Annotated in this window: 17 protein-coding genes; 4 read left to right on the top strand and 13 right to left on the bottom strand. The window is 54.0% G+C overall.

What is annotated here, in order from left to right; translation table 11 throughout:
* Positions 1–7 precede the first annotated feature (7 nt).
* The 13 genes from ABLV17_RS04920 to ampC all read right to left on the bottom strand — a co-directional run bounded on the left by ABLV17_RS04920 (position 8) and on the right by ampC (position 16,519).
* Positions 8–937 (bottom strand): phosphatidate cytidylyltransferase, encoded by a 930-nt coding sequence (locus ABLV17_RS04920; protein ID WP_316425252.1) that lies wholly within the window; start codon positions 935–937, stop codon positions 8–10.
* Complete coding sequence (locus ABLV17_RS04915) at positions 930–1,532, bottom strand: CDP-alcohol phosphatidyltransferase family protein (protein ID WP_316425251.1); 603 nt, start codon at positions 1,530–1,532, stop codon at positions 930–932. Before ABLV17_RS04915 ends, ABLV17_RS04920 begins: the two co-directional genes overlap by 8 nt.
* A gap of 32 nt (positions 1,533–1,564) precedes the next feature.
* Complete coding sequence (gene tssJ, locus ABLV17_RS04910) at positions 1,565–2,086, bottom strand: type VI secretion system lipoprotein TssJ (RefSeq protein ID WP_316425250.1); 522 nt, start codon at positions 2,084–2,086, stop codon at positions 1,565–1,567.
* Positions 2,083–5,436, bottom strand: a complete 3,354-nt coding sequence (locus ABLV17_RS04905; protein WP_348854108.1) for an ImcF-related family protein — start codon at positions 5,434–5,436, stop codon at positions 2,083–2,085. The genes tssJ and ABLV17_RS04905 overlap by 4 nt, the downstream gene beginning before the upstream one ends.
* Positions 5,417–6,562: a hypothetical protein gene (locus ABLV17_RS04900; protein ID WP_348854107.1), complete on the bottom strand. Its 1,146-nt coding sequence runs from the start codon at positions 6,560–6,562 to the stop codon at positions 5,417–5,419. Before ABLV17_RS04900 ends, ABLV17_RS04905 begins: the two co-directional genes overlap by 20 nt.
* On the bottom strand, positions 6,559–6,816 hold the full coding sequence (locus ABLV17_RS04895) for a PAAR domain-containing protein (RefSeq protein WP_348854140.1): 258 nt from the start codon (positions 6,814–6,816) through the stop codon (positions 6,559–6,561). The genes ABLV17_RS04900 and ABLV17_RS04895 overlap by 4 nt, the downstream gene beginning before the upstream one ends.
* Before the next feature lie 2 nt (positions 6,817–6,818).
* A complete protein-coding gene (locus ABLV17_RS04890) occupies positions 6,819–9,161 on the bottom strand; it encodes a DUF2235 domain-containing protein (RefSeq protein WP_348854106.1) in 2,343 nt (780 codons plus the stop codon).
* Positions 9,149–9,661 (bottom strand): DUF3304 domain-containing protein, encoded by a 513-nt coding sequence (locus ABLV17_RS04885; protein WP_348854105.1) that lies wholly within the window; start codon positions 9,659–9,661, stop codon positions 9,149–9,151. Before ABLV17_RS04885 ends, ABLV17_RS04890 begins: the two co-directional genes overlap by 13 nt.
* A gap of 160 nt (positions 9,662–9,821) precedes the next feature.
* Entirely contained in the window at positions 9,822–10,598 is a 777-nt protein-coding gene (locus tag ABLV17_RS04880; protein WP_348854104.1) for a DUF4123 domain-containing protein, read from the bottom strand.
* Positions 10,599–10,607: 9 nt separating this feature from the next.
* The gene (gene vgrG, locus ABLV17_RS04875; RefSeq protein ID WP_348854103.1) at positions 10,608–12,992 is read right to left on the bottom strand and encodes a type VI secretion system tip protein VgrG; all 2,385 of its coding nucleotides are present in this window, start codon (positions 12,990–12,992) and stop codon (positions 10,608–10,610) included.
* Between the two features lie 27 nt (positions 12,993–13,019).
* Entirely contained in the window at positions 13,020–13,721 is a 702-nt protein-coding gene (gene tssL / locus ABLV17_RS04870; RefSeq protein ID WP_348854102.1) for a type VI secretion system protein TssL, short form, read from the bottom strand.
* Between the two features lie 352 nt (positions 13,722–14,073).
* Positions 14,074–14,700 carry a DNA-binding protein gene (locus tag ABLV17_RS04865; protein WP_348854101.1) on the bottom strand — a complete coding sequence of 209 codons (627 nt, stop codon included), beginning with the start codon at positions 14,698–14,700 and terminating at the stop codon, positions 14,074–14,076.
* Between the two features lie 673 nt (positions 14,701–15,373).
* Positions 15,374–16,519 carry a CMY2-MIR-ACT-EC family cephalosporin-hydrolyzing class C beta-lactamase gene (gene ampC / locus ABLV17_RS04860; RefSeq protein ID WP_348854100.1) on the bottom strand — a complete coding sequence of 382 codons (1,146 nt, stop codon included), beginning with the start codon at positions 16,517–16,519 and terminating at the stop codon, positions 15,374–15,376.
* A 142-nt stretch (positions 16,520–16,661) separates the two neighbouring features.
* Here ampC and ampR point away from each other — a divergent pair, with 142 nt between their 5' ends.
* The 4 genes from ampR (at position 16,662) to ABLV17_RS04840 (ending at position 21,894) form a co-directional block, all read left to right on the top strand.
* On the top strand, positions 16,662–17,540 hold the full coding sequence (ampR, locus tag ABLV17_RS04855) for a LysR family transcriptional regulator AmpR (protein WP_348854099.1): 879 nt from the start codon (positions 16,662–16,664) through the stop codon (positions 17,538–17,540).
* Between the two features lie 457 nt (positions 17,541–17,997).
* Positions 17,998–18,525 carry a fimbrial protein gene (locus ABLV17_RS04850; RefSeq protein ID WP_087859131.1) on the top strand — a complete coding sequence of 176 codons (528 nt, stop codon included), beginning with the start codon at positions 17,998–18,000 and terminating at the stop codon, positions 18,523–18,525.
* Positions 18,526–18,594: 69 nt separating this feature from the next.
* Complete coding sequence (locus tag ABLV17_RS04845) at positions 18,595–19,278, top strand: molecular chaperone (RefSeq protein WP_045391067.1); 684 nt, start codon at positions 18,595–18,597, stop codon at positions 19,276–19,278.
* A 90-nt stretch (positions 19,279–19,368) separates the two neighbouring features.
* Positions 19,369–21,894 carry a fimbria/pilus outer membrane usher protein gene (locus tag ABLV17_RS04840; protein WP_087859130.1) on the top strand — a complete coding sequence of 842 codons (2,526 nt, stop codon included), beginning with the start codon at positions 19,369–19,371 and terminating at the stop codon, positions 21,892–21,894.
* Positions 21,895–21,913: the final 19 nt, after the last annotated feature.

Below are 21,913 nucleotides of genomic sequence, written 5' to 3'. Positions count from 1 at the left end.
GCGCCCCTTATACATAGAAGTAGTAATAGAAGTGGAAAAACAGCGGCGCGGTGTAAATCAGCGAATCCAGACGGTCAAGGATGCCGCCGTGCCCCGGGAGCAATTTACCGGAGTCTTTCACACCAAAATCACGCTTGATGGCCGACATCACCACATCGCCGCAGAACCCGCTCAGGCCGATAATTACCCCGGCACCCAGCGAGTGGATCCAGTTCATCGGCGTCAGCAGCGGGCCGAAAATGGCCGCCAGCAGCGTGGTGGTCAGCACGCCGCCCAGCAATCCGGCCAGCGTTTTATTCGGGCTAACCTTCGGCGTGACCTTGATTTTGCCCAATGATTTTCCCCACAGATATTGCGCAATATCGTTAATCTCAGTGGTCGCGACCAGGAATATAACCAGCAGTGCGCCCGCTTTGATATCCACGCCTGGCAACATCATCAGGAACGCGACGTGGCTTAAAGCAAAGACCGTTGTCATCATGCCCCAGTGCATGACGGAGGCAGAGTGTAAGAACCCTTTAGTATCGCCAACGAGCACCATGCGAGCAGGCAGGAATAAGAAAATGTAAATCGGGATGAATATAATAAACATGCCGTACCACGACATCCCCACCCAGATATATTGCACCGGGATCGCGGCATACATCCACAGCAACGGCACGCTGTCAGAGCGGCGTGTCGGGGCCAGCGTCAGATATTCCTTCAGTGACAGGAAGCTGAGAAATCCGAAGAAGGTGAGTGCCAGCCCTTTAGGCGAAAGCATCGCCAGCGAAAATAAGCCAACGATGACCCACCAGCTGTTGATCCGCTGCTGGAGTTCCAGCCAGTCACGCTGTGGGCGGCACTTTTTTAAGACGAAGATAATGGCGGTCGCCAGTACTAAAACGCTGAAGATCCCACCAAGGCAGTAATACAACGTGTGCAGGGAATCAGGCATTGGTGACCTCCAGCGCACTGCGACAGCGGTTGATTGAGGTCCAGGCCAGCAGCACAGCCGAGATACCAAAGACAATATTGGCGACGATGATGTACTGCGGCCAAAGCGCGATAAACAGACCCAAAGCCCCCAGAACAAAGGCACGGTCACTTTTACCCATCGGGCCACGATAATTTCGGCTACCCGTCAGGGTCTGGGCAGTGATGCCGCAAAACTCTGTCAGCCACGACAGCAGTACCACCAGCACAACCAACCACGGAGTAACTCCGGTCAAAAAAGCAAATGCGAGATAGAGTGCAGCATCAGCGATAATGTCGCCTACCTCATTGAGAATGGCCCCAAGCCTGGACTGCTGGTTAAATTCCCGCGCTAACATGCCGTCGATAGCATTCAGCGCCATACGGAAAAATAAGAAGATCGGCAATGAGATAAAAAACAGCGGTTTCGGGAAACACATCAGTACGCTGCCGAGCAGAACCGAGGCCAGCATTGCCAATAGTGTTACCTGGTTTGCCGTCGCACCTATGGCATGCAGCCTGACGACGGTGGGTCGAAGTAAATTTTGAAACTTAGGTTTGATGTCATACAGCGTCACGTTATGGCTCCTGCCTTGTGTTTGACGGATTTCTATCGCAGTGGTCGTAAAAACAGGGTGTTATCCCTTACTTCAATGACGCGCGGCTCATCCGGGTCAAGTAAGTCGCGGCTCAGCACCTGCTTCCAGGTGCCACGGGTTCTATCCGGCTTGCGGAACAGCCCGACCACCGCCACAAACTGCGCTTTTTCATCCATTGGAATATCGAGGTTGACTGTCTGACCCGGATAAACACTCAGCTGACGCTGTGTCAGCAGCGATTCCTTCAGCACCAAATCCGGCTGTGTCAGCAGGTCGGTGTATTCCGTGTTATCAAAGGTCTTGCGGTCATTCAGTTGCAGGACGCGGATACGCAGCGGCATCGCCTGCTGCGCGTCATCCGCGTTAATGGCACCTCGGGCGGTAATGGTCAGGTGTAGCGTCTCAACCTGGCGATAGAAAATCGCTTTCGCTACGCTCTGTGTACCCTGCTTTGTTTTCTGGTACAGGCCACAGCTACTCAGCAGCAATAGTGGCAGGCATAACCACAAACGACGGAATGGCCGGATGTTCATTGTTCACCTCCAGGGCGGATTCCCGCAGCGGCAGCGCCACCGGACGAGAAAATCTGTGATGGCAGCGCAAACCCGCGCAGGTCAAGTAGTGACAGCGGCCCTTTCCCCAGCTCCGTACGCAGCTGGTAGTTCAGCGCCACACCGTCCGGCGTTACCCAGACCACGCGGTACAAGTTGTCACCCAGCTCAGTGACCAACGCTTTATCCAGCAGGCGAATGAACCCCCAGCTTCCCGGCTCATCGGAATAAAGACGTGTGCCGGTTTTGATAGTGCGCCATGTCAGCGTGGTCTGGGGTTGCCAGCGGTTATCCGGCCAGCTCAGCGTTTGCCAGCTTTCTTCCTGGTTGAAATATTGAAGTTTCTGTCTGTCCACAATCAGGTCTGATTCGACCACATCGCGGGACGGCTTCGCCATCAGTTGGAAATGCAGCGACACGTCGCCATGCGCAAAGGCGACATTCCCTACACGAGTCAGGCGGTTGAGAGCGTCCAGAAACGCCGGATTGAAGGTCAGGCCCTGACTGTTCATTGCGTCCGGCACCCACTTATCTCCTTCAAGACGCAGCAGGCCACCGAGGCGGGTTTGGATAAACTGCGCAATACGCCCGGTGTCCATTCGCATAAACCGCGCCAGCTCAGCCAGTGAAGCCTCACTCTGACGGTTGGTAAATGGATAGCGGTCCGCGAACGACGCATTCCACGGCGTCACGATATCGCTTTGCCACTGGCTGTTAAGGCTCTGCGAGGTTGGGGAGAGGACCTGCTCCCAGGCCTGGATCATCGGCTGCACAAAAACCGTCTGGCCGAAACCGCTCCACTCCTGACCGAGACTCGCGGCGATCAGACTGCCGTAGTCGCGGGTATCGGTCAGATCAACCGCCTTACCCTGAAACACCGTCAGCGCCAGTGACTGCATCATCGCCTGTGGGTCAGGCGCGTTCGTCACCTGCTGAAGCCGCAGGCGAACACGGGTAATGCGGGTGAGGAAGGTTTGCAGGCTCAGGCTATTCTGTGAGCCATCCCCGTCCGACAGTAACAACAGCGGACCAAAGGTCGCATCCAGTGGCCCGTGCGCCTCATTTCCGGAGTGCCGCATGGCAGCATTCGCTTTTTCACTGTGGATCAAATTTTTCGCTGAACTCACCAGGGAGTCCGTCAGATCGCCTCCGATCTGCCCGGCACGCCCCTGCACTCTGAGAGTATTCATCAACGCAATCAGCGGTGACTGCCGCACATCAGCCAGCAGAGTCAGTTGATCAATTGACTCCGATAGGCTGCCTGCCTGATGCCATTGCAGGCTGTTGAGGAATTTAAGCCACGCTCCGGAATAATCAGAGAAATAGCGCGCCGTCAGCCGGGCTTTCAGCGTATCCGGGGAAACCGTGCTGGTGGCATCGCTGGAATGCTGGGCATCGCTGAGCACCCAGTCAATTTCTTCCCGCCGTGATTTCGCCAGTTTCTCGATGGCGGGCTGAACTTCTTCCTCCCAGGCCTTGCGCGTAAATACACCGGGTACGGTAATATCAGTGCTGAACAATTGGCTGCTGTCCGAACCATTGACCATGGCACTCAGCGACATATCCGCATAATCACGGGATACCTGTTCAATCATCTTTTGATAGCGAGTGGATTCTGCATGACTGGCGCCAATCTGGCGAAGCAGGGCCGAGCGCATGCCGCTGACCAGCCGCATATCCGGCATGATTCGCCATTCCAGGTGTGCCGGAAGGTTCTGCATCATAAACGCCAGCATGCTGTTACCAACCGCTCGCCATGTGCCATCCTGCACACCCTCGCGCTGCGGCCAGAATTGCGTCACCGTCGAACTAAAGAAAGCCGGTTCGGCTTTATCCGGGCGGGAAAGCATCAGATAGGCACGAAGCTGGTCATATATCACTTTCGACTGTGAAGCTCGCTGCGGATCGTCAGGCGGCAGATTGCGCCAGCTGTTCATCAGCGCGGACAGATGCTGCGCTGACGCATCCCGCAGTAGCGGCATCGCCGCCTGCCGCCAGTACGGCCAGAGCGCGTCGAGGACGTCATTGTTTCGGCTAAGGCCCATGCGCATATACCACGGCGCGCCGTACAGCTTGCGGTGTTGCAGGCGTTCAATTTCATGCTGCAGCTGGTACAACGCCAGCAGTTGCTTCGCTAAAGGCTGGCGGGTATTGACAGCATTCAAGGCCAGCGCATGGTCGGCCTGCATCAGACGTTCGTTAGCAACCCAGGAGAAAATACAGGCCGCCAGCCAGAACGTCAGCAAACAGGTGCTAATCAGCTTTAAGCTTTTATGCCACGATGCTCCCGTCGCTCCAGGTTTACGCCAGCGTTGTGCGAGTAAATCCAGCCACATGTTACCCGGCAGCCAGGCATGGCGAAGAGAAACATTTCCGGACGTTGTCACAGGGCTGAATGCCATCCCGGCCAGCGACAGCGCCATGGCTCCTTCCCCCAGCTGTGACAGAGTCTGCGTCAGGCGAGCGTTCCCCCCCTCGCGCAAATATTTCGCCAGCTCTAGCAGAAAGGAGTGCTTTCGATTATTAATGATCTGCTGCATCCCCTGACGCAACAGTGCGCTTTCCAGTTGATTCATGGAATCACTAAAATCTTCAGCCTTATCGCCCGCCGCGACCAGGAATCCAATGCCCTGCGCGGGTAAGCCAGCTTGCTCCCACTCGAACGAGTGGATCTCCCACAACCATAGCGGTACTTCCCAGCCGAGCGCGTGATACTGCTTTCGCAGTTGGCGCGCCGCAGTATCCCTTATATCGTGAGTCAGTTCAGTTTCAGCATTCACCACCCAGACCATCGCATCTGCCAGACGACGGCGAATTTTACGCAGCGCTTTCAGGGCTGAGACATCGGGTTCATCAACCGGATTCCCCTGCCACAACAGCACGGTTCGGTGGCCTTCAACCCAGAGTTGCGTGGTCAGGCCAGGAACGGCCTGCTCTACATTACTTTCCTCGCCGACCATCAGCAGAATACGAACTTTACGCCGCCAGAGACGGCCATACTGGAAGCGCATCTGCGTGGTAATGTCTCTTACCAACTGGTTTTCCGGCGCGCGCGTGGTCTTGTTGTTGGTCTCCCCCGTCGCTTCCCGGGCTTTCAGTCTGACCAGGGCTTTCCAGGCAAGAATAAACGGGGCGCAAAACCACACCAATACCATCCAGACGAGGCAAGCGCGGAAGATTATCTTGCCCGGCAGCAGCGCCGGCAGATCGACACTGCTACCAGCGAAGTAATACAACAGCGCCCCGAGAGTAACCAGCAGGGTGATAGTGATGATGTAGCCAGTCACAAGCCAAAATAAGGAATGACGAGGCTCAGTGCGCGAGGTTTCCACGGGGAACGCAAACTCCTGTAATAAATTGGGATTCCGTAAATGTTGTCGTCCAGCCGCAGGACTTCCCCTGAAGGGCTGACAGCAAGGCCAGGGACTGCATCACAAAAGGCGTAACCGGCCCGGCCTGCCCCAACCACGGCATCAGAACGTAATCGACGGCTGACCAGCCGGACGGCAAAAGGGTATCCATTGCGGATGAATCGGCGGCTAGTATCCCGTCAGGCACACCGTGCAGGCCGGCATAGCGACTAAGCTGTTCCGTCAGTTGAGTCGGCGTTTCCCCCGTCTCAGGCTGGAGTATTTCGCTGCGCGTCATCAAAGCTGCCGTCCGGTGTCCGCACAGCCAGGCAAAACCCGCTTCCGAGGCGGCGTATTCCGCTGACGGTGTTGCCTCCCCGGTCCCTGCGCAAAGCAGCATCGCCTGTTCATCGGCGGGCATGGCATCAATAACGTTGTCCAGTTCGGCAGCGCTTTGCAGATGAAGCGCATCTTCCGGCAGGCGAATGCCATCGAATTCCAGCGCCTGGCTGAACGCGGCCAGGCTCTGCTCATCTCCCAGCCAGCAAAACACCTGTATTGGCCGGGCTTCATCAGCCTCGCGCAAACGCGCCAACACCAGACGGCCTAGAGAGCGGGACAGCAGAACAGTCCGGCTTTCCCTACCTCCCAGCCCCAGCACCTTCGGGCAATACAGTCGCGCGTTACCCTGCGGATCTTCGACCACACCGGGAGTTGCCGGAAGCGGTTGCGACAACAGCGCCTGATGGTCAGACTCTTTATCGCCTACTGCCGTCATCAGCATCACGGCTTCTACGGGTAACATACGCGAACGGTATCGCCACCAGGCCTCGACGGTTGATGCGATCGCCTCCCGGTGCGTTTCGCGGTTCGAAACGGACTGAAGCCAGACCAACCAGCGCAGCGCGATGGCAACCAGCCAGACGCTCAACGGACATCCCACGCTCCAGAACCAGAAGGAGAGCGTTCGGGTGGGTTTGCCTTCCGGCCACAGCAACATCGTCGCCAGTGTCGCCAGGAACAACATCACCGGCAGCGCAATCCACCATCGCCGCCAACAGACGGGATGAAGTTCGGCATAGTCAGGGTAACGTGGCGGGAAAATCATCCATGTACGTCCATCGCGCTCAGTGAACTGACCAGCGTACAACCGCAGGCGCATTGGTGGCCGTCGAGCGCTACCGCTTTGCCATTAACCGTGCTGCCCGGCGCTCCCTGGGCGATAGTGGTCATGCCATGCTTATTGCAGCGGGCTTTATCCCCCACGCAGGCCACCGGTTTGCCGAAGGCCTCATAGCGGCCGCTCAGCACTTCGCCGCCGTGTTCCCTGAGCATATCCCCTACGCGAATTAGCTTTTTCAGGCTCATACCACTTTAGCTCCTGCTTCTTTGAGCATATCAATTGCCGAAGCCATCATGGTTTGGTGCCGTGTGGCGATGGTCTGACGGCTGGCCTGCGCCACCAGCAAGCCCGGATCCCGCGTGGGTTTAAAGAGCTCTGCGGCGTTATCAAGCAGAGGAACCGGTTTACCTGTCGCATTATTAATAATGATGCGCTCCATACCGTAAACGCCTGCCGCAACGCCGATGCCTTTAAGGGATTTGTGTTTGATGGTATAGGTCGCGCCAGCGGCAATAATGGCAACCCCCAGTAATTGCCCCGCGACGGAGAGCAGATACTGATCCTTATTGCTCTGGGGACCAAAGTAGATTGAACGATAAAAGAAATAGCTTCCCCAGGGTTCACGAGTGCCGAGCGTGGAATACATAAACCAGGCGCGGGAATCATGTATCTGCTCATCAAACAGCGCAACAACCTGCGCCATCGCGGGCTCGGTTACGACATCTCCCTGTTTTGACGTAAATAATCTGCCGTATAAACGGTCGCCATCGCCTTTGATCCGATCGTGCTCGGCCTGCTCATCATCCGTGTTGATCAGCCAGACGGCATATTTGGGGATCGTGTGGATAGCGAACTCCCACCCGTTCTGCGGGCGAAATTCGTCCAGGTAGTCGCTACGAAACTCTTCTGCTGCCTCGCGGAGTTCCGTCTTATCAATGGTGGGTTCAAAGGCAGGCCAGCCGGCCTGATCCGCCGACGCAGAAGGTGCTGATTTAGCGTTTTGTTTTGCTGCGTTGCGGATTTTGTCTATCTCGCTCTGTCGAGCGTCACGCATTTTCTCATCTTGCTCCAGCTCCTCTTTGGTACGCTCGGGCGCCCCCAGATAAAACGGCTGGGTGGCATAGCTCCGGAAAGCATAACGCCCAATACGCCAGGCAGTGATCCAACCGATTTGTTCGATAACGGCATCTTCCAGTGACTGGCTGAGACGATGCGGATGGTAGCCGTAGACGCTATCGGTTTTAGCATCCGCTGGTTTTTCGGCAATGATGGTCTGCCGCCAGGCGTTGAAGCGTTGGATGAGTACATCATCAATTCCAAATTCATCATAAGATGCTGGCTTCATTGCACGTGAAGGCGTTTTCTGGGCTAATGAATCAGAAATTAATTCCTGTGGAACAGACAAAGGAGCTCCCGCAGCAAATGCAGCGGCATAGAGATCGTGCAAAACGATCTGCGATAAAACCTTTCCAGGGTTATTGGGATCAGCTTCATCAGCCATTCCCTTTCCCTGTTCGCCCGGTGGGTAGCCACCGCCAATATCGGAATGCACACCGGGATAAACCACTTCCATCGTGGTTGGCGGATAGATACCCTCTGGGCGGCGAACGGAATCCAGAGGAAAACAGAGGCGCTGTTCATGAGCTGATACAAAGTGCCGGCAGCACTTAATCAGGTTAGGAAAACGTGCGTCATCGGGTAACTGTTGCGTGCCATCCGCCCATCCCATATGCCCGTCGCACATGGGAGCCATGTGGGCTACGCCAACAGAAGGTACGGTATCCAGGAGCCCAAGAAATTCAATGCTCAGAGGGATCCCCAGAATTGACTGCTCAGGTTTATCCGCCCCTTCTGGCGTTTCAAACAATTCTGTCAGCCAGTTAACAAAAGTTCGGGCTTCGGCTGCACCGCGGGAAAACCCATAGATAAACAGCTTTATTTTGAGGATCTTGGGTTTGGCGGTTTCATCCTGGGCTTTGGCACGCATTTCTGCATTCAGAAATTCGTAAAACGCCGCTTTGCGGTTAGATTCGCCACTTAGCGGCCAGTCTGCAGCCATCCCTTCAAGCTTGCTCTTTGCCAGTGATTCATCAAGACGTTGCTGGTTCTTTGTTAATCCTGCAATTAACGCATCTGCGAGTCGAAGCAATGCCCAGTTAATCCGGTTTTCACCTCCGGTAGCATACTTCAATCCCGCATCGCTATAGTCCATCTCACCGATTTCAGGGAAGGCGGTGCCCACTCCAGACATGTAATATCTAAAATACCCATCATTTTCAGCACGCTCATATGTTGCATGGTAAAGCTTGGCTATATTAGTGGGGTGCGTTGGGTTAGCCCGATTCGTATCGTTATTATCGTTATTACCTGTGCCATCAAAAAAGAAGCTGATATGCAGGCTTCTTGCACAAGTAAAGCCAGCCCCATTTCGCCGTCCTGTTTGCTCATTGAAGGCATTAAGGTATTCATCTTCTTCTCTACGCTGCTTTAGATAATTATCCAGTACGTCTTTTTGCGCCCCAGGTAAACGCCCACTCAAAGGGAATGACGGAGGAACCCAGGCAGACGCTTTTATTTCTGACATGTTGCGGGCTCCTGCATATTCATCGGCTCTTTAATTGGGTAGGAATAGGCACCGTAGCCGGCTACACCCGCATAAATTTTTACCTGATGGCAAGGAAGAAAATGGACGTTAATGCCCGCACTCTCCTTATATTGCGGAATGGGAACATCAGCGCTGAAGTGCTGGTATTTGGCCTCGTGCTGAGCTAAGGCCATTGGTTCAAAACCAACCCCCATTTTCAGTCTTGGAATTTTTTCATCCGCGTTAGGATCAACTTCCCACTCAATATGTGCAGTCATCCCAGGTCGCCACTGGTCCGGGATCATAACGCAGCACACATTTCCATTTAGCGTCGCATGGTAGCCGTTTACTGAAAACCAGTTAACGTTCTGCCCGACAACATGGTTGTATCCTCTAATATTCCCTGCGCTCGACTCGCCAGCCTGGGAGTGCGAACATCCCGATAACAACACTGACACAAATAAAGCAATGCCCCGGATAATCCATTTTATTCTGTTCACCCTTCCTCCCTGGCTTGAGCGTTTGTTGTTTTCCTACATTGCAAATCGAATCAATCGATAACAACACGACATCTATCACTGCAAAAAATAGTGTCCAACAGGGAAAAAGAATTCATAAGCCAGTTTCTATCGATTTTTTGGTACCTGCGTAATAAACGCTTCATATATTTATCACCTCTAATTCTGCATCGGATGCCAAATCACCTAAGTATCCTTGCTGGCTTGCCTTTAAAGCTACGGAAAGGCAGTACGAAAAATGCTCCTCTTTCCCGCCTTGCGAAGATAACCGCCTCGCCAATAAAGCTTCTGCATCACTAATACAGCCCATCAGATCTATCTGATCATCGCCAACTCGCCCCAATTGAGGGTTATTTGCCAGTTCGCGTGCAGGAGAAAATGTTCCCGTTTTCCAGACGATCTCGCCGTCTCGGTCTCTCCAGCCCCAGAACAGCGCGATATCCGTAAATGCAGCCTGTTGTTCTGCGTTAAGAACGTGAGTAAGTAAGGATGGGAACACGCGGTTATCGTAATAACGCAGTAAGCCGGTCTGCTCTTCCCACTGTACCTGCGACAATGCCTGCAAATGGCGGCAGAGCAAATCAAAGGCCAGAGGAGATATCAGCAACGTCAGGCGCGGAGTACCAGAAAAGTATTCCAGTAACTGCTCCAGCCACATCCGGTGGCTCGTTAGCGCAAAACACAGCCGCATAACGACCGGCGAATATTCCAGCATTCCCCCCTCCGGGGTTCCTTTGAACAACTCAAACCAGCGCAGATCGGGAGATAACTGGCGTAGCGCATTTTGCAGCGGCTGGTTGGTTCCAGCCTGATCGATCAGAATATCAATATAGTCCTGCCCGGTAGCAGAACAGAGAGACTCACCCTGCTGCATCCAAAGCATATGCTTTTTGGGTGTTATCAGTGGTGTTGTTGTCATCAGATGTCCTTATCCTCGCGGCGCAAATGCGACGGCTTCTTCCTGCGCTTTCTTCAGGCAGTCCTTACACACCGACTTAGGGAGTTCCGGCAGTTGGGTACCGACACTCACCGGTGCATCCCAGATGTGCTGACCTTTAAGGCTCAGTGTCCCCGGCGTATGGATCTCGATACTGCCCTGCGGGGAGATGCGAATCGACCCACCGCCGCAGCCCAGCACAATGCCGTTCTTCGCCGCGAAATGAAGCTCGCCCTGCGTGGACTGCACGGTGACATCCTTCATGGCCGTTAGCGCCATTAAATCGCCATGAGATTCGATGGTCAGCGGCCCCTTGCCAGACACCATGCGCAGCCCTTCCTGCTGCGCGAGCAGTGAAATGGTCTGGCTGGCGTTCAGGGAAATACGCTCTCCGCTGGCAATATTGACTTCCCCCTGGCTTTGCAGGTGCAGCGTCTGAGCGCTGTTTATCAGAACGGATTCCCGGCTAACTACCCCAATCCCTTGCGGGGCGCTCAGCAGCATGGCCGGAGATTTCAGTTGATCGGCGGCGGCAAGATAGCTTTTCAGATGCGTGGTATCAGGCTGAAGGTTGTGATGCGACTGGGTGATGGTACGCCACTCGGCCATCTGGTTGACCGCACCTTTGACCAGGCAGATTGCCGCAGACATTTCCAGCACCTGTCCGCTTGCCGTGGCCTGCGCATCTGCGGTCAGGAAAAGCCCTTTACCCGCCCGGAGAGTTCCTGTGCTGTCGGTTCGCAGTTCAAAACCCTCACCGCGTTTGTTACGCGAACTGTCAACAATATGACCGAGCGTCAATTGGCTCTTGCCGCCATATTCTGTCGAAATTTTAACGTGCTCAGCCCCGCGCCGATCCTCAAATCTCAGTTTGTTGTTCGCAGGAGTCCTTAACACGTTACGCTGATAGTTATAGAGGTTGACGTGATCTTCATGTCGGGAATCATGCATAGCGCAGAGGATGTACGGCCTGTCAGGATCGCCGTTAGTGAAGGCAATCATCACCTCCGTGCCGGCAATCAGCGGGAAATGCCAGCCGTAAACGTTCCCCGCATACGGCCTGGCAAGGCGTACCGGAAGGCTTTCAAAACCAGACCGCCAGGTAGTATTGAGATCGAACTGGAAACGCACCCGGTAGCGCCCGGTTTCATCCAGTTCAGCATACTGCGCGTTTTCAACCGGACTGGTGACTCTGGCGAGCAGCGTACCGGCAATGTGCGGCCTGCCCAGCAAAGGTGGACGATATGAGAGGTGCAGACGATGGGGCACGGCAGTAAAGCTGATGATGTAGGCGGTATCGCGGGAGACGCGCTGTGACGAGGTCGATACCACTAATAGCCCGTCCGGCGCTTCCTCCCAACTTTTACCCTGTGGATGAAGAATCATCCCAGGACGGATCGTCATGCCGTTTGATTTGCCTTCAAAGACAACCTGTTCTGTTACCAGACGTTCACGACGACGCTTAACAAACCAGCGGCCTTGCTCCGGCTGTTCTGCTGCCTGCCTGCCCTGCTCTTTGTAATTCTCGCCGTAGCGGTATTCTTCGCCAATGAGCGCAGGCATATCCAGATCGGTTTCCAGATGCGCCTGCAGATCGCTTTGGGCTTCGCGATAATATTCATCGTTCACTCGCGTCTGCCCGGCAACCGAGCGGCGGTTGATTGTCATCTCCCACAGGGATTCAAGACCGCCATCGAAAAGCCCTGATGGATGACGGTAGGCCATATTCTTCTCTTCGGCGAAAGAATGCGTGTAGTCTCCCAGAACCAGCACATCCCGATGATTCTCTTCATCCCAGACGAAATAATAAAATACGCCAACATGCGCCAGATGACGCTCAATAAAGGATAAATCGCTTTCTGCATACGAGATATAGAATTCGCGCACCGGATACTGGGTTTTCAGCGCATAACGATAGTCGAGGCTGGAATATCCCCAACGCTTCAGGATATCTTCAACGACACCAATGACGCTTTTATGTTGATACACCGCATATGTCAGGCTATGACGTAATAACGCCAGGCTGGCTTCCAGCACAACCACATAACGAGTGATATCAGCAGTTCGTTCACACTGCTGAAAAGCGGTAATAACACCACGCATGACGCGGGGTTCGACCGCTTCCCATGGTTTACCATCAGGATAAAAAAGGAGTTCTGCGGTCGTGTTAATTAACACATCTGCAGGAATATCAGGGGCTTCACAGGTCAGTTCAATGGAATAACGCCACGGGGTATTTAACGCTTCGTCGCCGCTAAAGCGAAGGACAGACAATTGAATGTCGGGGCGTCGCTTGCTTAACTCCGGTATGTTCAACTGGTAGTGGTTATACACCGGAATTTTGTTTCCTTTGAGGATATATTTATTCTTATTCATGACCTGCGTCTCCCTGGTCAATTGTTATTAGCTCAGCGTGAACCATTGCCCGAGCAAATAATGCAGATGGGCGCTCATTGCACAGGTAATGGCAACAATAAGCAGTAAGCCCAGTCCTCTCATCAACCAGGGGAAACGTCGCCAGAAATGAATATCCGGGCGAAAATTACGTATAAAGACAGGAGAATTCATTTTTTCTTTTGTTGCAGGCAAAAGCGCGCTCAGCTGCTTAAACATAGATTGTCGTTCTTCATTTTCTTCTCCACCTTCCCTGATAAACTTCCCCTGATAGCCCAGCAATAGCATTCGGTGATAACAGGCCACAACAGCTTCTGAGGGAACGGCTTCGTGCAGCAGGTTCTTGATATGTTCGTAGAAGAACTCACCGCCATTTAAGTTTCCAAGATAGCACCCCTGAAGGGGTGTATTCTTCCACCAAAGAGAAACATCGATATCCGGCTGCGTCATTACCGCTTCATCCAGAAAAACACAGTGAGCAAACTTAATTTCACTTGCAAGCCCCTCAGATGCACCAGCTGCAAACAACGCTTTCTGAACCTGCTCAATCATATTCTCGCACGTTTTATAAAGCGTCTGATCAACGACAACGGCAGGCATATTACGAATTGCCAACGCGAGCAACCATGTATCCTGAAATATTTCATCAATAAAGGATGTCGTAATAGATTTTGTTTGATTGCTGCTCTCTCTTTTTCCCAGAGAAGCCATGACACCCTGCCTATAATTAATGAGGAACTTATGTTTAGCGATGGTATTGGCGCAAAATCAGGCGGGCAATAAAATGGATGTTACCAAATGTAACCAGACGGCGAAAGTATACTCTAAAAGCTTGTTGCACGAGGAATATCAGCAAATCAAAGAAGAACACAAAATATTTCACCAGGGCATTAAATTATTAACCCTTTAATTTATTTAAAAGTTAAACAAATTCATCAGCATTATATATGAAATCTAACTATTCCATGTAACTATTTTAGAGAAACTAATAAAAAGTCAAACGCAAAACTCGCTCAAAATAATCTGTTAGCAAACGAGTTTAACCTAATGACTAAAATAACGATCACTCCACCCGATACGCCGCTATCATTCGCGTCGTTCTGGTCAGACTATCCGCCACCTCCGCTTCCGCAGTCGTAATCGCCATTCCCGCAGAACGCAGCGCCGAAATATCCGCAGCGATTCGCTGGATACCAAACCAGAATAGCCCATCCAGCGCATTGACCTGCAAGCCGCTTTCCAGCGCCAGACGTAACCGCTCGCGCGGCGCCTTTATCTCTTTTGCCAGCTGTTGATAGGGCGCGGCGGAAACCGCACCCGGCCCGCTGCGAATAATCCGGCTCACAAAGCGATAACGAAACTCCTCTGGTACAGCGCTGAGATCGGCTTTCAGGCTGTAAACGCAGCCGCGTTTCTTACCATTAATCACCACGTTCTTTTGATTCAGCGCCAGCGCATGGCGTAAGCGATCCACCAGCTGCGGGGCGCGGATAAGCAATAAACGAAACGGCAGTTCGAAGCTGGTGGCGTAGTCGACATTCAGCAACGCAGTACGCAAACGCGTTTCACTGTTTGCCTTTTCCTGCTGACATTCAGCAATGACTTCCGCCCACTGGCGGGTAATACGCGGAGATTCGTTGCGCTCGATGAACTGAAATTTTTCAATCTGATAGTCAATACGTCCAGCCATTGCCGTTCCCTGTGGTTCACCATCTCGCTGATAGTTTTCAGCAGATTGCGTCTATTCGCAAGTAACGGCATTGAGCAATTTGCCAATGATGAAGCGGGCCCTCCGCGCTGCGCCTTATCCGGACTACCTATGGCACTGGGCCCACCCATTGCACTGAATCTGTAGGCCCGCGCAAGCAGCGCCGCCGGGCATGGGCACAGGTAGGGAGCCGCCTGTACGCCGGATGGCGGCTGCGCCTTATCCGGCCTACGGTCCGCGCGGCCTGCCTTTGATTTATTCACCATGCTGACTGAAACTGCCGGTGTTGGTGGCCTCAAAATCGCTGAGACGTTACCGGAAGGCCGGGACAGCCCGCATGGATGCGGGCTGAGGGCCGTGATTTGCAGGGACGCAGCCTCGGCCCGACCCGAAGCCTGCCGGGATAAGTCGAAGGAACCACGAAGTGGCGATTTTGGCGGCCAAAGCCCGGGGGTACAGGGGGCGGCGGCGACTGGCCGCCCCCTGTGCGCTCCCTGCGCCACGGAAAACATGTTGCAGAAAAATTAACCGGGAGCGCAAGATACTCTGGAGCGAAACGAGATAAACGCTTTTCTCAAGCTAAAAGGTTGCAAACCGATAACAGTATCTACCAGTTAGCGCCACCTTGGCCCCGCTAAGCGCAGCGCGACCGTCCTTACTGCAGCGCCTCAAGAATATGATACGCCGCCTTCACCCGCTCCGGGTTGGGGTAGCTTTTATTCGCCAACATCACGATGCCGAGATCCTGTTGCGGGATAAAGGCCACGTAGCTGCCGAATCCGCCGGTGGAGCCGGTTTTATGTACCCAGGCGGCCTTCACCGGCGGCGCGGGCGGATTGACTGCCGTTACCGGCGTCGCGGCAAGCGCTACCTTATTATCGCTGCCGTTAATCAGCACCTCGGCCGACACCGGCCAGTTCAGCATCTCCCAGCCGAGACCCTGATACATCTCCCCAGCCCGCCAGTAGCGCGACTGCGCCAGCTGGATCCCCTGCCGCAGATTTTTATCCTGCACCGCCTCGTGGTTCATATTCGCCAGCACCCAGTGCGCCATATCCTCAATGCTCGACTTCACGCCGTAAGCCTCAGCGTCCAGTTGCCCCGGCGAAACATGTACCGCTTTACCGTCGCGATAACCCCAGGCGTAATCTTTGCTCTGGGCGGGCGGTACGTTAATCCAGGTGTGGCTCAGTGTTAACGGCTGCAATACGCGCTGAGTCATCGCCTGTTCAAAGCTCATACCGGAAGGTTTCACCGCCAGCGCGCCAAACAGGCCAATGCTGGCATTGGCGTACAGCCGCTTACTCCCCGGCGCCCACTGCGGCTGCCAGTTCTGATAGTAACGCAGTAATGCCGCTTCATCCGTCACCTCGTCCGGAACCTGCAGCGGCAGACCGCCTGCGGTATAGGTGGCGAGATGCAGCAGCGAAATCCCCTGCCACTGCTTGCCGGTCAACTGCGGCCAGTACTTCTGCGCCGGATCGCTGAGCTTAATTTCACCGCGCGCCACCGCATCGCCGCCCAGCACGCCGGTGAAAGTCTTACTAACAGAGCCCAGCTCAAACAACGTCTGTCGCGTCACCGGACGCTGCCCGGCAACATCGGCCTGGCCCCAGGTGAAATAGTAGGGTTTGCCGTGATAGATCACCGCCACCGCCATACCCGGTATCGCCTGTTCTTTCATTAACGGCGTGATGGTCTGATTGACCAGTTCGCGCAGCTGCTCCGCCGTTTGCGGCGCGGCAAACGTCGAAAATGAGGCGCCCAGCAGCAGTACGCCTGTAAGGGATTTTTTCATCATGAAGTATTTTTCCATTATCGGTTCTCGCTCAATATCCACTCTCGTCCGGGCCCTTCAGACGCGCTCAGTGTCGGTGTTTTGCACTGCGCTGACAAACTGTTAAATTTAGCAGCAGGCTTTAGTTTTTCTAACGGATAATGTTATGACGCGCAGCTATCTTCCTCTCAATTCACTGCGGGCGTTTGAAGCGGCCGCCCGGCATCTCAGTTTTACCCGCGCGGCGATTGAGCTTAACGTCACCCACTCCGCTATCAGCCAGCATGTGAAGACGCTGGAGGAACATCTTAACTGCCAGCTGTTCGTTCGCGTGTCGCGCGGCCTCAAGCTCACCACCGAAGGAGAAGGCCTGTTACCGGTACTCAATGAGTCGTTTGAAAGGATTGCCGGGATGCTCGACCGTTTTACCGGTCACCAGGCGCAGGAGAAGCTCAAGATCGGCGTAGTCGGCACTTTCGCTACGGGCCTGCTGTTCCCGTTGCTGCCAGCCTTCTGGCGCGAGTGTCCGCATATCGATTTGCAGATCTCCACCCATAATAATCGCGTCGATCCCGCCGCCGAGGGGCTGGATTATGTGATTCGCTTCGGCGGCGGCGCCTGGCACGATACCGCCGCGCAGTATCTGTGCGCCGCCCCGCTCTCCGCGCTGTGCGCTCCGTCGTTAGCTGCCCGGCTAAATACACCGAAGGATATTTTACAGTTCACGCTGCTCCGCTCTTATCGCCGCGACGAATGGTCGGCGTGGATGCAGGCAGCGGGAGAATTGCCGCCTTCGCCAACCCATCGGGTTATTGTCTTCGACTCATCAGTGACCATGCTGGAGGCGGCGCAGGCAGGCTTAGGCGTAGCCATCGCCCCGGTAAAAATGTTCAGCCATCTGCTGGAAGAAAAACGCATTGTGCAGCCGTTTAAGATTCATATCGATCTCGGCAACTACTGGCTGACGCGTTTGCAATCACGCACGGAAACGCCCGCGATGCTGCATTTTTCCCGCTGGCTGGCGGAGGCCTTAAAAGGGGGTTAATTCGGCGGAGTAATCCGCCATCAGTAGGCGCTCCCGAAGGTAACAGGAAACATTTGGAAATAACGCTTACACATTATGCATAGCGATGGATTAATCAGCGTTTTTAATTTGCCCGGCACAGCGCATAAACGTTTACCTCCTGAGAAACAAAAACAATAAAACAAACTAAAAACAATAAGTTAATTAATTTCCTTTCCCGCAAAACTCTCTCCAGCCAGCCGCTGACCATAAAATTATTATGGTTGCCGTTATCAGATAAGTCCGATCAAGTGCATCGTTTATGTCTATTAATTTTCTGTAATTAAGTCGCCGAAGCAATCAAAACGCGAAAACTGTTGCTGTATATTTCATCGCGATCAACACGCCAACATAGGTTATCTGGATACCCATCTGCACGGTATTCGCTTGCCGTGTTTGATTACCACTATGGTTATCCCCTTAAGTACATGGAGTTAAAATGAATAAGAAATTACTGCCTGTTGTAGCACTGATCCTGTCCGCGTCCGCCACCAGTGCTTACGCAGTTAACGGCAAGGTCAACTTCACCGGTGAAATCATCCAGTCAACCTGTACTGTGACTTCTACCGACCAGAACAAAGACGTTTTCATCGGTAAATACCCGACTACCGCGTTCAACGCTGTTGGCGATGTTACCGCTTCTAAAGCGTTCACCATCAACCTGGAAAAATGTGAAGCCGGTGATTACTCCCTGCGCTTCGACGGTGCGACCGTTGCCGGTAACCCGAACCTGCTGTCCGTTGATAACGCTGGCGGCGTAGGTATCGAAATCCTGACCAACGACGAAAAAATCGTCCCAATCAACCAGAGCGCAGACGACAACTCCCCGTGGGTTAACGTTGCAGCGTCTGACGACAACAGCGGCACTGCGGTATTCAACCTGAAAGCTCGTTACAAATCCTTCCTGAAGGATGTGACTGCTGGTTCTGCTAACGCAAACGCCACCTTCACCATCGAATACAAATAATACGGATAATCCCGTTTTAGGGTAGACGTTTTGGCCATGGATGGCTGGTAACATTATTTGGAACGTGAAATGAAAAAGTTATTAACCGCTTTATTGTTATTTGTCTCGCTGGATACTTTTGCGGGTATTCAGGTCGATCAGACTCGGGTTATTTATAACGGCGGGGAAAAATCTGCGGCGTTATCCATTCATAATGATACCGATGAAACATGGATGGTTCAGACCTGGCTTGATACCGGTGACGCCACCGCAACGCCAACCAATTTACCGATGCAGGCTATTCCGCCGATTTTAAAACTGGCGGGCAATAAAGACGCTATTTTGCGCTTTGTTTATTCCGGCAGCGGATTACCGACCGACCGCGAATCCGTGTACTGGATTAACGTGCAGGAAATTCCGCCTTCGGCGAAACAAGAAAACGTACTGCAGATTGCGATCCGCACCCGCGTGAAGCTGTTCTACCGCCCTACCACGCTGAAGACCACTTTGCAAAAGGAAGCCCAGGCCCTGACCTGGCGCAAGCAGGGTAACGAGCTGGTCGTGACTAACAAAGGTCCGCTGCACGTGACTTTCGGCGTACTGACGCTGAAGAGCGGCGCGAAGACCTGGAAAGTGAATGCTGACATGGTTAACCCCATGGACTCTCTGAACATCAAATTGCCAGCCGGCGCGGCGGCAGCGGATCAGATGTCATTCACTTTTATCAATGATTTTGGCGGACATACGGAAATTAAAGATATCCGCATTCAGTAAGAGAGCAATACAATGGCTAGCCATAATAAAATAAGGACGATCCCTGGATGTCTGGCGCAGCACGTTCGCTTTGCTGTTTACGCCTCGACAATGTCATTACTGGCGACACCATTTGTCAATGCCGAAGAGCAATTCAATACCTCTTTCATCCGCGGGGCGAATAACGCCTCGCTGGTGCAAAACCTCTCTACCGGCGACGATATTTTACCAGGTAAATATGCCTTCGATATTTACCTGAATAAAAATCGCGTCGATCACCGGGAAATAGAATTTAAAAAAGATACGCCTAACACCCCGGGCTATTTCTGTTTAGATGCCGACAGCTACCGTTCATACGGCGTTCTGGTGCCAGATACCGCCGGCAGCAGCGCCTGCTACGATCTGGTAAAAAATATTCCAGGCAGTAGCGTGAGCTGGAACGCCGCGCTGCAGGAGCTGAACATCTCCGTACCGCAAACTGAACTCGAAGCGCGACCACAGGGCGAGATTTCGCCGCTGGTCTATGACGACGGTATTAACGCCGGTTTCGTTAACTACGCTTTCAGCGGCAGCCACTCCCGTTTTTCCAGCGGCAGCGGCAAACAGGACAGCGACTACTACTTCCTGAGCCTCAATAACGGCCTTAACGTCGGCGCGTGGCGTTTTCGCAATACCTCCTCCCTGTCAAAACAGACCGGGCAAAAAGAGCAGTGGAACCCGATTTCCACCTGGGCGGAAACCGATATCGCCTCGTGGCGCAGCCGTATTCAGATTGGCCAAAGCAACACCAATAATAACGTGTTCGACAGCTTCCAGTTCCGCGGCGCGCAGATTTCCAGCGTTCCGGAAATGCTGCCGGACAGCCGTCGTGGCTACGCGCCGGTCGTACGCGGCGTCGCCAACACCAACGCCCGCGTCGAAGTGCGCCAGAACGGCTATACCGTATACAGCACCGTGGTGCCGCCGGGACCGTTCGCGCTGACCGATATTTCGCCAAGCACCCTCAGCGGCGACTTAGCCGTAACGGTTATCGAGGCGGATGGCTCACGCCATAGCTTCACCCTGCCTTACTCCTCCGTACCGAATATGCTGCGCGACGGGATCTGGGAGTACCAGGTGACCGCGGGTAAATACCACGACGGCACCAATAATTATCAGCCGCAATTTATCCAGGGCACCGTCGCGCATGGCGCCGGCTCCGACTATACGCCATATGGCGGGATTATCATGGCCGAGCACTATCGCTCCGGCGTGGTCGGGTTGGGTAAAAACATGGGCGAGTACGGAGCGGCCTCCGTTGACGCCTCATGGTCTGATACCGATCTGGCTTCCGGCGAGAACAAGCGCGGCGCCAGCGTACGCTTCCTCTATTCCAAATCGCTCAACACTCTCGGTACCGACGTACAGATCGCCGGCTACCGTTATTCGACGTCGGGCTTCTATGACTTCTCCGATGCGGTAGCTGAACGTAACAACTGGCAGAACGGTTTCTACCACACCCAGTATTACGATCAGAGCGACGATAAAACCGGCGCGCCGGATTGGGCGACGCAAAACCAGCGCCGTCGTTACTACGACTCGCAGCAATACAACAACAAACGCCAGCGCGTCGAGATGACGGTCAACCAGCACATTGCCGGCGCTTCGCTGTACGCGACCTTTATTCGTCAGAACTACTGGAACACTTCCGCTTACGACCGCACCATCCAGACCGGTTTCAACACTACCTGGAATCGCGTCAGCGTCGGCGTGTTTTACCAGAACAGCCGCAGTAACTACGGCTATAGCGACAACAGCGTTAACCTGAACGTGTCGGTGCCAATCAACATCTTTGGCCCGGACCATGAAAGCACGGTTAACTTTAACGCCTCTAACAGCAAGCAGAGCGGTAGCGGCTACAGCGCCGGGATGAGCGGTACGCTGCTTGATGACAACCGCATGAATTACTTCGTGCAGAGCGGTCACACCCAGCACGGCGGCGATACCAGCCTGGTCAACCTGGGTTATCTGGGCAGCATGGGTAACGTCGATCTGGGCTACAGCTACAACAACAACTATCAGCAGACTTCGCTGAACGTCTCCGGCGGCGTGGTCGCGCACTCCGGCGGCGTCACCCTGTCGCAGCCGCTGCAGAACACCTTCGTGGTGGTGAAAGCGAAAGGGGCGCAGGGCGTGCGCCTGGAAAACCAGCCTGGAGTAGCGATTGACCGCTTCGGCTACGCGGTGCTCACTTCTGCGATGCCGTATCGCCACAACCGCGTCGCGCTGCGTACTTCGGATATCGGCAACGGCCTGGAAATTCCGCTGGCGGCGAAAGATATCGTGCCGACCGAGCGCGCCATCGGCCGCGTGACCTTTGAAACGCATCTCGGCCAGAGCCTGCTTATCCACGCCAAACTGGCGGACGGCAGCGTGCCGGTGATTGGCGCCAATATCTTCGGTCAGAACGGCGAACATGTCGGCGTAGTCGGTACCCGCGGTGAAGCGTACGTTTCCGGCGTTCAGAGCGGCGACCGTCTGCAGATGAAATGGGGCGACGATGCCGACGCCTCCTGCAGCCTGACGGTGCCAGAGTTACCTGCTATTCAAGCCGATCAACCCGGTGGTTATCAGGTCGTCTCCCTGACCTGTAAATAACATGAAAGGACAATTAGTT

The sequence above is a fragment of the Klebsiella sp. CN_Kp091 genome (genome assembly GCF_040065095.1).
Lineage (GTDB): Bacteria > Pseudomonadota > Gammaproteobacteria > Enterobacterales > Enterobacteriaceae > Klebsiella > Klebsiella aerogenes.
This window is presented reverse-complemented; position numbering and strand designations above follow the sequence as displayed.

What these genes read in the sequence shown, in the direction of transcription:
- ABLV17_RS04920 (WP_316425252.1), bottom strand. Translation starts at nt 937, where the DNA reads ATGCCTGATTCCCTGCACACGTTGTATTACTGCCTTGGTGGGATCTTC.
- ABLV17_RS04880 (WP_348854104.1), bottom strand. Translation starts at nt 10,598, where the DNA reads ATGACAACAACACCACTGATAACACCCAAAAAGCATATGCTTTGGATG.
- ampC (WP_348854100.1), bottom strand. Translation starts at nt 16,519, where the DNA reads ATGATGAAAAAATCCCTTACAGGCGTACTGCTGCTGGGCGCCTCATTT.
- tssJ (WP_316425250.1), bottom strand. Translation starts at nt 2,086, where the DNA reads ATGAACATCCGGCCATTCCGTCGTTTGTGGTTATGCCTGCCACTATTG.
- ABLV17_RS04900 (WP_348854107.1), bottom strand. Translation starts at nt 6,562, where the DNA reads ATGATTTTCCCGCCACGTTACCCTGACTATGCCGAACTTCATCCCGTC.
- ABLV17_RS04890 (WP_348854106.1), bottom strand. Translation starts at nt 9,161, where the DNA reads ATGTCAGAAATAAAAGCGTCTGCCTGGGTTCCTCCGTCATTCCCTTTG.
- ABLV17_RS04840 (WP_087859130.1), top strand. Translation starts at nt 19,369, where the DNA reads ATGTCATTACTGGCGACACCATTTGTCAATGCCGAAGAGCAATTCAAT.
- ABLV17_RS04850 (WP_087859131.1), top strand. Translation starts at nt 17,998, where the DNA reads ATGAATAAGAAATTACTGCCTGTTGTAGCACTGATCCTGTCCGCGTCC.
- ABLV17_RS04845 (WP_045391067.1), top strand. Translation starts at nt 18,595, where the DNA reads ATGAAAAAGTTATTAACCGCTTTATTGTTATTTGTCTCGCTGGATACT.
- ampR (WP_348854099.1), top strand. Translation starts at nt 16,662, where the DNA reads ATGACGCGCAGCTATCTTCCTCTCAATTCACTGCGGGCGTTTGAAGCG.
- ABLV17_RS04865 (WP_348854101.1), bottom strand. Translation starts at nt 14,700, where the DNA reads ATGGCTGGACGTATTGACTATCAGATTGAAAAATTTCAGTTCATCGAG.
- vgrG (WP_348854103.1), bottom strand. Translation starts at nt 12,992, where the DNA reads ATGAATAAGAATAAATATATCCTCAAAGGAAACAAAATTCCGGTGTAT.
- tssL (WP_348854102.1), bottom strand. Translation starts at nt 13,721, where the DNA reads ATGGCTTCTCTGGGAAAAAGAGAGAGCAGCAATCAAACAAAATCTATT.